At 42.4% G+C, this 14,242-nt stretch carries 15 protein-coding genes; 11 read left to right on the forward strand and 4 right to left on the reverse strand.

Going from position 1 to position 14,242, the window contains the following annotated elements:
* Positions 1 to 28: 28 nt before the first annotated feature.
* Genes bioC through bioA form a run of 4 tightly spaced genes read right to left on the reverse strand, consistent with a single transcriptional unit; the run spans position 29 to position 3,939 of the window.
* Positions 29 to 793: a malonyl-ACP O-methyltransferase BioC gene (bioC, locus tag L5B71_RS05915; protein ID WP_265757427.1), complete on the reverse strand. Its 765-nt coding sequence runs from the start codon at positions 791 to 793 to the stop codon at positions 29 to 31.
* Entirely contained in the window at positions 793 to 1,482 is a 690-nt protein-coding gene (locus tag L5B71_RS05920) for a DUF452 family protein (protein WP_265757428.1), read from the reverse strand. Before L5B71_RS05920 ends, bioC begins: the two co-directional genes overlap by 1 nt.
* Complete coding sequence (locus L5B71_RS05925; RefSeq protein WP_265757789.1) at positions 1,473 to 2,645, reverse strand: 8-amino-7-oxononanoate synthase; 1,173 nt, start codon at positions 2,643 to 2,645, stop codon at positions 1,473 to 1,475. The genes L5B71_RS05920 and L5B71_RS05925 overlap by 10 nt, the downstream gene beginning before the upstream one ends.
* A 4-nt stretch (positions 2,646 to 2,649) precedes the next feature.
* Positions 2,650 to 3,939 (reverse strand): adenosylmethionine--8-amino-7-oxononanoate transaminase, encoded by a 1,290-nt coding sequence (gene bioA / locus L5B71_RS05930; protein WP_265757429.1) that lies wholly within the window; start codon positions 3,937 to 3,939, stop codon positions 2,650 to 2,652.
* A gap of 144 nt (positions 3,940 to 4,083) precedes the next feature.
* Between bioA and asd the strand changes: the two genes are divergently transcribed.
* From asd to prmA, 11 genes are all read left to right on the forward strand, one after another.
* Positions 4,084 to 4,968, forward strand: a complete 885-nt coding sequence (gene asd, locus L5B71_RS05935; protein WP_265757430.1) for an archaetidylserine decarboxylase — start codon at positions 4,084 to 4,086, stop codon at positions 4,966 to 4,968.
* 26 nt (positions 4,969 to 4,994) lie between these two features.
* Positions 4,995 to 5,627 (forward strand): FKBP-type peptidyl-prolyl cis-trans isomerase, encoded by a 633-nt coding sequence (locus L5B71_RS05940; protein WP_265757431.1) that lies wholly within the window; start codon positions 4,995 to 4,997, stop codon positions 5,625 to 5,627.
* A 125-nt stretch (positions 5,628 to 5,752) separates the two neighbouring features.
* Positions 5,753 to 6,610: a 1,4-dihydroxy-2-naphthoyl-CoA synthase gene (gene menB, locus L5B71_RS05945; protein ID WP_265757432.1), complete on the forward strand. Its 858-nt coding sequence runs from the start codon at positions 5,753 to 5,755 to the stop codon at positions 6,608 to 6,610.
* 61 nt (positions 6,611 to 6,671) lie between these two features.
* Positions 6,672 to 7,127 carry a hypothetical protein gene (locus tag L5B71_RS05950; protein WP_265757433.1) on the forward strand — a complete coding sequence of 152 codons (456 nt, stop codon included), beginning with the start codon at positions 6,672 to 6,674 and terminating at the stop codon, positions 7,125 to 7,127.
* Positions 7,128 to 7,139: 12 nt separating this feature from the next.
* Entirely contained in the window at positions 7,140 to 8,132 is a 993-nt protein-coding gene (gene menC / locus L5B71_RS05955; RefSeq protein WP_265757434.1) for an o-succinylbenzoate synthase, read from the forward strand.
* An 89-nt stretch (positions 8,133 to 8,221) separates the two neighbouring features.
* On the forward strand, positions 8,222 to 8,674 hold the full coding sequence (gene aroQ / locus L5B71_RS05960; RefSeq protein ID WP_265757435.1) for a type II 3-dehydroquinate dehydratase: 453 nt from the start codon (positions 8,222 to 8,224) through the stop codon (positions 8,672 to 8,674).
* Positions 8,675 to 8,845: 171 nt separating this feature from the next.
* Positions 8,846 to 9,301, forward strand: a complete 456-nt coding sequence (gene accB / locus L5B71_RS05965; protein WP_265757436.1) for an acetyl-CoA carboxylase biotin carboxyl carrier protein — start codon at positions 8,846 to 8,848, stop codon at positions 9,299 to 9,301.
* Between the two features lie 58 nt (positions 9,302 to 9,359).
* Positions 9,360 to 10,706 carry an acetyl-CoA carboxylase biotin carboxylase subunit gene (gene accC / locus L5B71_RS05970; protein ID WP_265757437.1) on the forward strand — a complete coding sequence of 449 codons (1,347 nt, stop codon included), beginning with the start codon at positions 9,360 to 9,362 and terminating at the stop codon, positions 10,704 to 10,706.
* 288 nt (positions 10,707 to 10,994) lie between these two features.
* A complete protein-coding gene (locus L5B71_RS05975; RefSeq protein ID WP_265757438.1) occupies positions 10,995 to 11,258 on the forward strand; it encodes a YhdT family protein in 264 nt (87 codons plus the stop codon).
* A gap of 13 nt (positions 11,259 to 11,271) precedes the next feature.
* A complete protein-coding gene (gene panF / locus L5B71_RS05980; RefSeq protein ID WP_265757439.1) occupies positions 11,272 to 12,699 on the forward strand; it encodes a sodium/pantothenate symporter in 1,428 nt (475 codons plus the stop codon).
* Between the two features lie 17 nt (positions 12,700 to 12,716).
* Positions 12,717 to 13,598, forward strand: coding sequence for a 50S ribosomal protein L11 methyltransferase (gene prmA, locus L5B71_RS05985; RefSeq protein ID WP_265757440.1), 882 nt, complete (start codon positions 12,717 to 12,719; stop codon positions 13,596 to 13,598).
* Positions 13,599 to 14,242 lie beyond the last annotated feature (644 nt).

The raw sequence follows: 14,242 nt of genomic DNA on the forward strand, positions 1-14,242 counted from the left end.
GTTCCAATATTATTTTTACTTCACTTAATTATTGGGGTAATTTCTGTGCCAAAATAAAAAGTGGCTGATAATTCAACCGCACTTGTTCTTGCGTATTTTCATATTGTGCTTTGTAATCTGCAATAAATTGTTTTAATCGTCCCTTTGTCCAACAGCCTTGACCTGTGGCAGTGACCCCAGTGGCTTTGAGATGTTGCAACACCGCCAACGGATTAGAAAAATACAGCGGCATTGATTGCTCAAATAAGGCTTTAATCTCAAATCTTTCACTCAGCCATTGTTGCCATTGATCCAAATCAGGATAATCCAAGCCAATTCCCGTTAACGCACGGATTTCTGCTAAATTTTGTGGGGCAAAGGTGCTGATCAATAAGATGCCTTTTTCACGCAATAAATCTGCACATTTATTGACGAAACCGTGCGGATTAGCAAACCACTGCACCGCAGAAGCGGAAGCGATGAGATCATAATGCGCAGGAAACGGATAGCTTTCCCCATCGCCTTGATAAAAAATAATATTCTCTTGTGGAAATAAGGCATTAAGTTGGCTTTTCACATCGCATAAATCGTTAAATGCCCAAGATTCCACCTGTAAATGTTGCGCCAAAAGTTGGCTAAAATGCCCCGTGCCACAACCAATTTCCAGCACTTGTGAAAAAGCCGTTCTGCCCGTTTGCAATAACAGCTGTAACAGTTGCTGATTAATTTGCTGCTGTGCTTGTGCTTGGCTGTCGTAGCTCTGTAAAGCTTGGCTAAAGCATTGCGCAACGCGAGATTTATCTACCGCCTTCATTAAAATAACTCAGCCCACGTGCGAAATTGCGCAAAAGGATAGTGCGCTAATGGCAGTGTCTGCAAGACAAATTCTGTGCAATTTTGCACCGCACTTTGCTTTTGCTCAGTTGCATAAGTTTGCCAAAAGTTAAGCTGATTTTGGCTAGGGAAAATGCGATCTTTCTCCCCAATAATGGCTTTTGTCCAGTTCAGCGATTTCCCATTATCTTGCTGAATAGATTGATAAAGTTCGCTTAATTCTGACCGCACTTGCTGCCAATCACGTTGCCCTGCTAATTGGTTATATTGCTCGAACGTGGCGCTATCGCCGCACATTCTACGCTGAAATTTGGCTAAATTGCGTTCATCTAGCTGTTCTAGCGTGCCGATAAATACCGCTTGTGGAATGCCCATCTCATCATCACAAGGTTTGCCAGTGCCGTTAATGGCAGTCGCACTAACAAGAGGCATTTGCCCGATGACCTGATTTGCCACCCACACGCCCATTGACCAAGCTACCACACGGATCTGTGAATAAGCGGAAAGATCGACATTCAATGCCAGATCTTGATAGTCATAGCACAGCAATAAATCGGTATTTTCTGGTAATGCTAAGTGAGAAACCACACTGGCTGGCGTTCCCCAGCCTGCAAAGTAAATGATTAAATTTGGATTATTATCTGCGCTTTTGATTAATTCTATTTGCATTGTTGTTGCTCAAATTCCATTAAGGTTGTGAGAAAAGTGTCCACTTCTTGCTCTGTCATATCTGTTGTTAAAGAAATGCGAATGCGTGATGTGCCTTTCGGTACAGTAGGCGGACGGATTGGCAAGCAATAATAGCCTTGTTGTTGCAAGGCAAGCGCCGTTGCCACGGTTTTTTGATTATCGCCGATAATATAAGGAATAATACCGCTTTCACTCAAAATAGATTGCATTAAATTCTCGCGAAAAAAGCACCGCACTTTTTTGCTTAGCTGATGTAAATGTTGGCGGCGTGCAGCAAGGTGCGGGAGTTTTTCAAAGAGAAATGCTGTCCACGTCACACACAATGGCGGTAGTGCGGTAGAAAAAATCAGCGGTCGCATTTTATTAATCAAATAATCTTTAATGAGCTGATCGCACACCACATAAGCGCCCATTGATGCCAAAGCTTTGCCAAAGGTGCCAACCAGAAAATCAATGTCTTGCAGGCAACCTTGTTGTTCGGCAATGCCTAGCCCCGTTTCCCCATAAGCACCGATGGCGTGGGCTTCGTCCACATAAAGCAACACATTACCAAAGCGTTGTTTCAGCGCCACTAATTGCGGCAAATCCACCACATCGCCGTCCATACTAAATAGGCTTTCGGTTACGATGATCATTCGTTGGTACTGGTTCTGGTGTTTGCTGAGTAGGGTTTCTAAATGATTGAGATCATTATGCCGATAGCGCACGAAATCCGCTTCGCTCAAACGAATGCCATCAATGATACTGGCGTGAACCAGTTTATCCGCCACAATCAGCGTTTTTTTATTTGCCACTGCAGGCAAAATGCCAATGTTGGCGTGGTAGCCACTATTAAATAATAAGCAGGCTTCGCGTCTAAAACGTTGTGCCATAAGGCTTTCTAATTGTTCATAAATGGCGAAGGATCCCGTTAATAATCGGGAGGACGATGAGGTAAAGTGCGGTAATTTTTCACCGTATTTTTGCAAAAACTCCGTTTTTAATTTGTCGTCATTGGCGAGGCCTAAATAATCATTAGACGACATATTAAGCATTAGTCGCCCATTTTTTTCGATCATTTTTCCTTGATGATCTAACTGTGGGAACTGACGAAACTGCCCTTGGGCTTTAAGTTCTGCCAGTGTTTGTGTAAAATCAGCCAAATGATTATTCATTGTAAACCTCTTTGAGTACCGCTAATAAGCCTTGTGTGAGCTGGCTGAGCTGGGCGGATGAAATAATAAAAGGAGGCATAATATACACCAAATGCCCAAAAGGACGTAGCCAAATGCCTTTTTCTACAAATTTTGGCTGTAATACAGTTAAATCCACTGGGGCTTTCATTTCTAATACGCCAATAGCACCTAATACACGCACTTTTTTCACGGATTGAAATCCCTTGGCAGGTGCTAATTCTGTTTTTAATTGCTGTTCAATCGCTTTTACCTTGCCTTGCCAATCGCTTTCCAATAATAAATCAATGGACGCACTGGCAATGGCGCAAGCGAGTGGGTTGCCCATAAAGGTTGGGCCATGCATAAAACATTTTGCTTTGCCGTTGTAAATGGTTTCGGCAATATGTGCGGTGGTGACGGTGGCGGAAAGGGTTAAATAGCCACCTGTTAAGGCTTTGCCTAAGCAGATAATATCAGGCTTGATGTTGGTATATTCTGTGGCAAACAGTTTTCCTGTGCGCCCAAAGCCTGTGGCGATTTCATCAAAAATCAGCAAGACGCCATATTCATCACACAAGGCGCGCGCTTTTTCTAAATAGGTCGGCGAATAAAAATACATTCCCCCCGCACCTTGCACAATGGGCTCTAAAATTAAGGCAGCAATTTCATCGCTCTTTTCTGCTAGCAAATCTTTGAGCGGCTGAATATCGGTCTCTTGCCATTGTCCGTCAAAGGTGGTTTTCGGTTGCGGTAAAAAATATTGTACAGGTAAGCCTTTAGCAAATAGGCTGTGCATTCCGGTAATCGGATCGCACACGGACATTGCGTGCCAAGTGTCGCCGTGATAGCCTGAACGAATGGTGGCGAATTTGTAACGCTGGCTTTCACCTTTGGCTTGCTGATATTGCACCGCCATTTTCATCGCCACTTCCACCGCCACCGAACCACTATCGGCAAAGAAAATTTTATCCAAGCCCGCAGGCAATAATCGCACCAAACGCTGGGCAAGCTCGCCAGCGGGATCGTGGGTAAATCCACCGAACATAATATGGCTCATTTTCTCTAACTGATCTTTCGCTACTTGGTTCAATTTTGGGTGATTATAACCGTGCAATGCTGCCCACCAAGAAGACATTCCATCAATAAGCCGCTTGCCATTTTTCAACGTGATTTCCACTCCGTCCGCACGTTCCACTGCAAACATAGGGGCATTACTGTTAATGCTCGAGTAAGGGTGCCAGATGTGGTTTTTATCGATATTAAGGAGAGATTGTTCTTGCATTTTTCTTTTATGATAAAGGAATTAATTTAAGATTTGTGAACACTACCCCCATTCCAGTGATAAATCAAGGCAAAATCCGTATATCGTTGCACAAGTAGGATAAGTTGATATAATCGCCCTTCCATTTTAACAAAGGAAAACCTTATGACATTAAAAACGCAAATGCCTTTAACGTATTGGCAACGTGTAAAAGTGGCCTTTCAATATGTAATGCCGCAACTTTATTTAACCCAGCTTGCAGGTTGGTTTGCAAAGCAACGTTGGGGAGTGTTAACCCATTTAGCGATTAAATTATTTGCGAAAAAATACCAAGTAAATATGCAAGAAGCACTCAAACCAAACTTTAATGATTATGCGACCTTTAATGAATTTTTTATCCGTCCTTTAGCGGAAGGGGCGAGAAAAATTGATGAAAATCCTACCGCTCTTTGTTTACCCGCAGACGGACGTGTGAGCCAACTTGGGCATATTGATGAAGAGCGTTTATTACAAGCCAAAGGACACGATTTTAGCCTTGCGGATCTGCTGGCCAATGATAAAGAATTGGTGGAGGCCTTTAAAAATGGTGAATTCGCCACAATATACCTTTCACCGAGAGATTATCATCGTGTGCATATGCCTTGTGATGGTACATTGCGAAAAATGATTTATGTACCAGGCGAACTGTTTTCAGTTAATCCATTTTTGGCAGAACACGTTCCGAATTTATTTGCTCGCAACGAACGTGTGATCTGCGTGTTTGATACCGAATTTGGGCAAATGGTACAAATTTTAGTGGGCGCAACCATCACAGCAAGCATTAGCACTCAATGGGCAGGCGTGATTAACCCACCGCGCAGCAAAGAGGTGAAAGTCTGGACATATAGCGGTGAAAATGCCGTGAAATTACGCAAAGGCCAAGAAATGGGCGCTTTCCAACTTGGTTCTACGGTAATTAACTTATTTCAACAAAACCAAGTAAAATTAGCCGAGCAATTAGCTGTTGATACACCTGTCCATATGGGTGAAGTATTCGCGTATAAACAGTAATTCATTTTTTAATAAAAGGAAAAACAATGTCAGAACAATTTTTTAACCAAGTCGCTTTAGATGATGTTTCTGCCAAAGGCAGTTACGGTATCGGTTTACAAATCGGTCAGCAATTAGTCGATAGCAAATTAGCAGTCAAAGCAGATGCAGTGGCGAAAGGGATCTTTGATGCGTTAAATCAAAATGCTCCAGCAATTGACTTAAACGAAGTGAGCCAAGCCTTACAGCAACTGCAACAACAAGCCGCAGAAGCTGCGCAAGCACAATTCAAAAAAATTGAAGAAGAAGGCAAAGCCTATCTTGCAGAAAATGCAAAAAAAGACGGCGTGAAAGTGACCGATTCAGGCTTACAATATGAAGTGTTAGTAGAGGGTAGCGGCAAAATCCCAAGCAAGCAAGATCAAGTTCGCATTCACTATACAGGAACATTAATTGATGGTACGGTATTTGATAGTTCGGTAAAACGCGGACAACCAGCAGAATTTCCTGTGACCGGCGTTATTGCTGGTTGGGTTGAAGCCCTTTCAATGATGCCAGTTGGCTCAAAATGGAAACTCACCATTCCACATAATCTTGCTTATGGTGAGCGTGGGGCTGGTGCCTCAATTCCTCCATTTAGTACCCTTGTGTTTGAAGTGGAATTATTAGATATTCTTTAATTATCACAATCATTTTCTAAAGCTGGGTTTATTCCCAGCTTTTTTGTGCAAACTTTCCCGATCTTTTAGTCATTCCCAGATTACGCTATAATGCCAGCCACATTTATTTAGCTAAGGAATTAATTATGCAAAATCCAAAAGATGATGTGCTTTATGCCCCGGTTGAGTGGGTTGATCATAGCGAAGGCTACACGGATATTCTTTATCACAAATCCACCGATGGCATTGCTAAAATAACCATTAACCGCCCAGAAGTGCGTAACGCTTTCCGTCCGCAGACAGTGAAAGAAATGATCCACGCTTTTTCAGATGCACGTTTTGATGAAAAAGTGGGGGTGATCGTGCTAACAGGGCAAGGGGAGAAAGCCTTTTGTTCTGGCGGTGATCAAAAAGTGCGTGGCGATTACGGCGGTTATAAAGATGACGCTGGCGTACATCACCTAAACGTGTTGGATTTTCAGCGTGATATTCGTAGTTGCCCGAAACCTGTGGTAGCAATGGTGGCAGGTTATGCGATTGGTGGTGGTCATGTATTGCATATGCTATGTGATTTAACGATATCTGCAGATAATGCTATTTATGGTCAAACAGGCCCGAAAGTGGGGTCGTTCGATGGTGGCTGGGGCGCAAGTTATATGGCGCGCATTGTAGGGCAGAAAAAAGCGCGTGAAATTTGGTTCTTATGTCGTCAATATAATGCACAAGAAGCCTTGGATATGGGCTTAGTGAACACGGTTGTGCCTTATGCAGAGTTAGAAAAAGAAACTGTACGCTGGTGTCGTGAAATGTTGCGTAACAGCCCGATTGCATTACGTTGCTTAAAAGCTGCATTAAACGCAGATTGTGATGGACAAGCTGGCTTACAAGAGTTGGCAGGCAACGCCACAATGTTGTTCTATATGACAGAAGAAGGGCAAGAGGGACGCAACGCCTTCAATGAAAAGCGTGCGCCAGATTTCAGCAAATTTAAACGCAATCCATAATCATCAAGTGCGGTGAAAAATCTCAAAATTTTCACCGCACTTTGTTTTTATTTTTAGACCAATGCAAGAAATCTCTCTCAAAAAAATCATCCTATTTTGGACGGCGGTGGTGCTATTTAATGCGGTGCTATGTTTTGCTTTTGGGCTAATGGTGTCACATGATTTTTTATCTATTTTAGGAATGATTGTGGGCATTGGCTGTTTTATTGCGTTTTATACTTTTGTAGATTACAAATTATGGACGAAGCAAAAACAGCTGTGGCGTAATGCCTTGCGACAAAGTGGTCTTATCCGTGGATGTTTTCAAATTTCGGTTTTGTCGCATTTTTCCATAGAGTTCTTCTGTGGTTTTTTGGCATTGTGTTTATTGGAAGTTTTATTTGGCGGAAATATACCGCTCTTTTGGCATAGCTTGCTTGCCACCTTGCTTACGGGAGCATTGTTGTCTGTTATGCTAGGCATTATTTGTTTAATTTGTTTTTGGATTGCGAAGTCAGCGCGCAAAGTTAAGGAATAAAAAGGAGAAAATATGCGTTCTTATCAACTTTATCGTTATCAAATCCCAATGGATTCACAAGTGGTGCTGCGCAACCGCTTTTTAAAATTGCGCGAAGGGTTGCTTGTGCAGGTGCGTTGTGGTGAACATGAAGGTTGGGGGGAAATTGCGCCCTTGCCTGAATTTAGCCAAGAAACCTTAGAACAAGCGCAAGATCAGGCGATCCAATGGTTGAAAGATTGGGACGTAGCACGCAGTAAAAATCAAAAATTGTCCTTGGACGGATTGTATCCTTCCGTGGCTTTTGGACTAAGTTGTGCCTTGGCAGAAATGAAAGGTGAATTGCCCGAGCAAGGAAATTACCGCACCACCCCCCTTTGCTATGGCGATCCTGATGAGCTTTATGCAGAGTTGGATCAGCTTGAAGGAGAAAAAGTGGCAAAAATCAAAGTAGGCTTATACGAAGCCAATCGTGATGGCTTAATTGCCGATATGTTTTTGGAAGCCATTCCTGATCTTAAATTACGTTTAGATGCCAATCGTGCTTGGATGCCAGCAAAAGCGCAGTTGTTTGCCAAGTATATTAAGCCTGAACATCGTGGGCGTATTCAATTTTTAGAAGAACCTTGCAAAACACCTGAAGAAAGCCGCCAGTTCGCCGCTGAAACAGGCATTGCTATCGCGTGGGACGAAAGTGTGCGCGAGTCAAATTTTCAAGTGAAAAAAGAACCGCACTTAGCCGCAATTATTATTAAACCGACTCTAGTGGGCAGCCTTGCACGTTGTGTTGAGCTGATTGAACAGGCCCATCAACAAGGGATTATGGCGGTGATTAGCTCATCTTTAGAAAGTAGTTTTGGTTTAACTCAACTGGCTCGCATTGCACAACATTACACACCAGCTACTACGCCGGGTTTGGATACATTAGATCTCATGCAATATCAGCTTGTTCGACCGTGGCAAGGATCAACCTTACCATTATTGGAACTGAACAGCGAAAATATCGTCAAAGTTAATATGGATTAAAATTTGCATTGGTTCGACCAGCCATAAGGCAACGGCAATTTTTAGAAAAATCATTATAATGCGAAAGATTAAAGGGAAAAGGATTAATTATGTCAGCATCTGCACGAATTTTGTTACTTAATGGCCCGAATTTGAATATGCTAGGCAAACGCGAGCCAAAGCATTATGGCAGCCTTTCTTTGCCTGCCATTGAGCAACGAATGAAGGATCTTGCAGCCACACATCAAATTGAATTGAGCTGCTTCCAAGCTAACAGTGAAGAAAAACTGATCGATAAAATTCACCAAAGTTTCCAACAGGTTGATTTTATTATTATTAATCCTGCAGCATATACGCACACCAGTGTCGCACTGCGTGATGCCTTGCTTGCTGTTGCCATTCCTTTCGTGGAAGTGCATTTGTCTAATGTGCATAAACGTGAGCCGTTCCGTCATCATTCTTATTTTAGTGATGTGGCAGAAGGCGTGATTTGTGGATTAGGGGCGCAAGGCTATGAATTTGCCTTCCATTATGCCGTGCAATATTTAGCAAATAAGGCATAATTTGCCGAAAATTTCGCAAAATTGACAGAATTTTGTCGCAAAAAGGATCGTTTTCAGGTAATCTTTGCCACGGAAATTTAAGTTTAAAAAGCACCGCACTTTAGTTTTTATGATTTTTATATTAAATCAACCAAAGTGCGGTGAAAAGTATTGACATTTTAGGAAAAAACTATGGATATTCGTAAAATTAAAAAACTCATCGAATTAGTTGAAGAATCGGGCATTATGGAGCTTGAAATTTCTGAAGGCGAAGAATCTGTTCGTATTAATCGTGGTTCACCTTCAGCCACTGCGGTGCAATATACCATTCCAAGCCCAGCACCTGTTGCACAACCTACCGCACCAGTTCAGCCAACCCCAGTTGCTGAAGTGCCTGCGGTTACGGAAGTATCAGGTCATCAAGTGCGCTCACCAATGGTGGGAACGTTCTACCGCAGCCCAAGCCCAGATGCCAAACCATTTGTTGAAGTGGGACAAACCGTGAAAGTGGGCGATGCCCTTTGTATTGTTGAAGCAATGAAAATGATGAACCGTATTGAAGCTGACAAAGCGGGTGTGGTAAAAGCGATCTTAATTAATGATGGCGAACCTGTTGAGTTTGATGAGCCGTTAATCGTTATCGAATAATTCATTTCTATTTAGGCGGAGCAATCACTCTGCCTTACAATTCTAAGAGATAATTCTTATGTTAGAAAAAGTTGTTATTGCCAATCGTGGAGAAATTGCCTTACGTATTTTACGTGCTTGTAAAGAATTAGGTATTAAAACCGTTGCGGTTCATTCCACTGCGGATCGTGATCTCAAACACGTTTTGTTAGCAGATGAAACCGTTTGTATTGGTCCTGCGCCTTCAACCAAAAGTTATTTGAATATCCCTGCTATTATTGCAGCAGCAGAAGTAACAGGGGCCGATGCTATTCATCCAGGCTATGGCTTTTTATCTGAAAATGCCGATTTTGCTGAGCAAGTAGAGCGATCAGGCTTCACTTTTATCGGTCCTACTGCGGACGTAATCCGTTTAATGGGGGATAAAGTTTCCGCTATCAATGCAATGAAAAAAACTGGGGTACCTTGTGTACCGGGTTCTGACGGCCCTGTTGGCATCGATATGAAGAAAAACAAAGAAATTGCCAAACGCATTGGTTATCCTGTGATTATTAAAGCCTCTGGAGGCGGCGGTGGTCGTGGTATGCGCGTTGTACGTGATGAAAATTCCTTAGAAGAATCAATTGCGATGACTAAAGCGGAAGCCAAAGCAGCATTTAATAACGATATGGTTTATATGGAAAAGTATCTAGAAAATCCACGCCATATTGAAATCCAAGTGTTAGCAGATACGCACGGTAATGCGGTTTATTTAGCAGAGCGTGATTGCTCAATGCAACGCCGTCATCAAAAAGTGGTAGAAGAAGCACCAGCACCAGGCATTACCGAAGAAATGCGCCGTGATATTGGTTCACGTTGTGCTAAAGCCTGCGTGGAAATTGGCTACCGTGGTGCAGGGACATTTGAATTCTTATATGAAAACGGTGAGTTTTACTTTATCGAAATGAATACTCGTATTCAGGTGGAACATCCTGTAACTGAGATGATTACTGGCGTGGACTTGGTGAAAGAGCAATTATTAATCGCTTCAGGCCTACCGCTTTCTATCAAACAAGAAGACATTAAAGTGCGCGGCCACGCCATTGAATGTCGTATCAATGCGGAAGATCCGAAGAGCTTCTTACCTTCACCTGGTAAAATCGATCATTTACACGCACCGGGTGGTTTAGGCGTACGTTGGGATTCGCATATTTACACAGGATATAGCGTGCCACCGCATTATGATTCAATGATCGCAAAATTAATCACTTATGGAGATACCCGTGAAGTGGCCATTCGCCGTATGCAAAATGCCTTGGCTGAAACCATTATCAGCGGAATTAAAACCAATATTCCACTGCACGAATTGATCCTATCCGATGAAAACTTCCAAAACGGTGGCACAAATATCCACTATTTAGAGAAGAAACTAGGAATGCACGATTAATTGCATTATTTGATCGAAAGGCGTTTTAGATAACGCCTTTTTTATTACGGAATTTTTTCTTTATTTCGTATAAAAGAGCGGTGCAAAATTGCGACATTATTTTCGCGAAAAATATTCCTACTAATCTCTTTTCTTGATCAACAGCAATAACGATTAATCAACAGTTTTCAGCATATTTAAGGTGATTTTTGTCGATATATTTTGCTAAGATTAGGCGGGCGAACAACGAGGTTCGCCCTCGATTTTGCTAGCAATAAAGGTGAAAAATACAGGAGTGCAACTCACACTATGAAACAACATTCTCGTTATCAACAAGCGACAAAAGAAGCGCGTTGGGCATTTGGATTGACCTTGCTTTATGTGCTGGGGTGGTGTCTATGTGCTTATTTGCCAAAAGGGCAGCAAGGGCCTTTGGGCTTTCCGCTTTGGTTTGAGTTGGCTTGTATTTATTTGCCCGTGCTATTTATTGTGGTGGCTTATTGGGTCGTAAAAATCGTCTATCAAGAGATTGATTTAGAAAATATTGAGATAGAAAACAAGGACGTTGAATAAGGATATAGGAACAATGAATCTCGGCATTATTTTCCCTTTAGTAATTTACCTTGCCTTTGTTTTTGGCGCAGCGATTTATGCTTATGCAAAACGTTCCAAAGGAGATTTTTTGACAGAATATTATGTGGGTAATCGGTCAATGACAGGTTTTGTACTCGCGATGACCACCGCATCCACCTATGCCAGTGCAAGCTCTTTTGTGGGTGGGCCGGGCGCGGCGTATAAATTTGGCTTGGGCTGGGTGTTGCTCGCAATGATTCAAGTGCCAGCAGTATGGTTAGCTCTAGGTGCGCTCGGAAAAAAATTCGCTTTACTCTCGCGTGAAAGTAAAGCCTTAACGATCAATGACTTATTACTTTATCGTTATAAAAACAAATATTTAGTTTGGGTTTCTTGTATCGCCTTGCTCATCGCCTTTTTTGCCGCAATGACCGTGCAATTTATCGGTGGTGCGCGCTTGTTAGAAACCACCATTGGCATTAGCTACACCAATGCGCTACTGATTTTTGCCGTTACCGTAGGGCTTTACACCTTTATTGGCGGATTTCGTGCCGTGGTGCTAACCGATACCATTCAAGGAACGGTGATGATTCTTGGCACGATCATTTTGCTCGGTGCGACCATTTATGCCGCTGGCGGAGTAGAAAGCGCGGTGCAAAAACTTAACGAAATTGACCCGCACTTAACCAGCCCTTATGGGCCAAATGATATGCTCGGCTTTCAGTTTATGGCCTCTTTCTGGATTTTAGTCTGTTTTGGCGTAGTAGGCTTGCCACACACTGCGGTGCGTTGTATGGCGTTTAAAGACAGCAAAGCCTTGCATAACGGAATGTTAATCGGCACAGTGGTACTGGCTTTAGTGATGCTGGGTATGCACCTTTCGGGAGCGTTAGGGCGTGCAATTCTGCCTGCCTTAGAAGTGCCAGATCAGGTGATCCCAACCTTAATGTTGCAAGTGCTACCGCCAATTGTCGCAGGGATCTTCCTTGCCGCACCAATGTCTGCCATTATGTCCACCATTGACGCGCAACTGATTCAATCATCATCAATTTTTGTGAAGGATTTATATCTCAGCGCCAAGCCTGAAATGGCACAAAATCAGAAAAAAATTAGCTGGATTTCTTCAATAATTACGCTAATTTTGACCGCACTTTTGATCTTGGCTGCGTTAAATCCCCCACAAATGATCATCTGGCTCAACCTTTTCGCCTTTGGGGGCTTGGAGGCCGCCTTTTTATGGGTAATCGTGCTGGGACTATATTGGCAAAAAGCCAATGCTGTTGGTGCAATTTGCTCAATGGTGGTGGGCTTGGGCAGCTATGTAGGCTTAACGGCCGCAAGTATTAAACTGTTTGATTTTCACGCCATTGTGCCGTCTTTATTGTTTGGCTTAATTGCCTTTTTGATTGGCAACAAATTTGGCGAAAACGCAACAAAATAAACTAAGAAGGAAAAATTATGGCTTGGGTTCAAATCCGCATTAATAGTACTAATCAACAAGCGGAAACGATCAGTGATTACTTAGAAGAAATCGGTTCGGTTTCGGTAACCTTTATGGATAGCCAAGACACCCCGATTTTTGAACCGCTTCCTGGGGAAACCCGTCTGTGGGGCAATACTGATGTTATCGCCTTATTTGATGCTGAAACGGATATGCAACAAATTGTCAGCTTACTGAAAAATGCGGGACATTTAAGCGAAGAAACCGCTTATAAAATTGAACAAATTGAAGATAAAGATTGGGAACGTGAATGGATGGATAATTTCCACCCAATGCAGTTTGGTAAGCGCTTATGGATTTGTCCAAGTTGGCGTGAAGTGCCAGATGAAAATGCAGTGAACGTGATGCTCGATCCCGGTTTGGCTTTTGGAACTGGCACGCACCCGACCACGGCATTGTGTTTAGAATGGCTCGATAGCCTAGATCTGAATGGCAAAACGGTGATCGATTTTGGTTGTGGCTCAGGGATTTTAGCGATCGCCGCGTTGAAGTTAGGGGCGAAAAGTGCCATCGGCATTGATATTGATCCGCAAGCCATTTTAGCCAGCCGCAACAACGCAGAGCAAAATGGTGTGAGCGACCGCCTACAACTCTTTTTAGCCAAAGACGCACCGCAAGATCTGCAAGCCGATGTGGTGGTGGCCAATATCTTAGCAGGGCCATTAAAAGAACTCGCACCAACCATCAGCCAGCTCGTAAAAGCACAAGGAGAATTAGGTTTATCAGGTATTTTAGAAACCCAAGCACAATCTGTCTGCGAAGCCTATCAACATCAATTTGCCCTTGATCCCGTAGCAATCCGCGAGGAATGGTGTCGGATTACAGGAAAGCATAAATAAATGGGATTTAAGCGCTGAAATCCATTTTCAGTGCTGCTTTAAGTTAAGGCTTAAAAGCAAAGCTTAAGTTGTAATTTAGTTGATTTATAAGAATAAAGCCGATCTACGTTGTTACGATTGTTTGTTTTTGACGTGATTATATTAGGGATAATATCCCTATGAAATGCATTAGAAAACGAGAGAATAGCTTGGTAAATAAATTGATTACCTTCTCTAAAATGGCTGCATTATTGTAATAGTGGTTTTCTTTTATTGTAGCGAGTAGAGTGAGAGTAGCTATTTGTTGAATATCGGACTTAAGCTGATTTTTTCTATAACCACTAAAAAGTGGCAGTTTTCCAGTTTAGGATATGAGTGTAACATCCAATCTCAACTAAAAAACTCTCATTTTTAAGTGGGGGCCATCAGATTGGGGCTGAGCTTTTATATATAAGTTAGAGAAGGGAGCTGTTTTAAGTACGCTAATCTGTATGATAGTGATGCGAAGTTATCCACATAACGCCCGTTTCAATCAGAAACGGGTTTTATTTATCAAAATCAGTTTAAATGTAAATTGACTTTATCTTATGAGATAAGATATAATATCCAGCCATTTTTAATTCACTAACCTTTTGGAATTAAAAATATACTGAATAATCACCGTT

Origin of the sequence: Avibacterium sp. 21-586 (assembly GCF_026226775.1) — a bacterium.
In the GTDB taxonomy this organism is placed as follows: domain Bacteria; phylum Pseudomonadota; class Gammaproteobacteria; order Enterobacterales; family Pasteurellaceae; genus Avibacterium.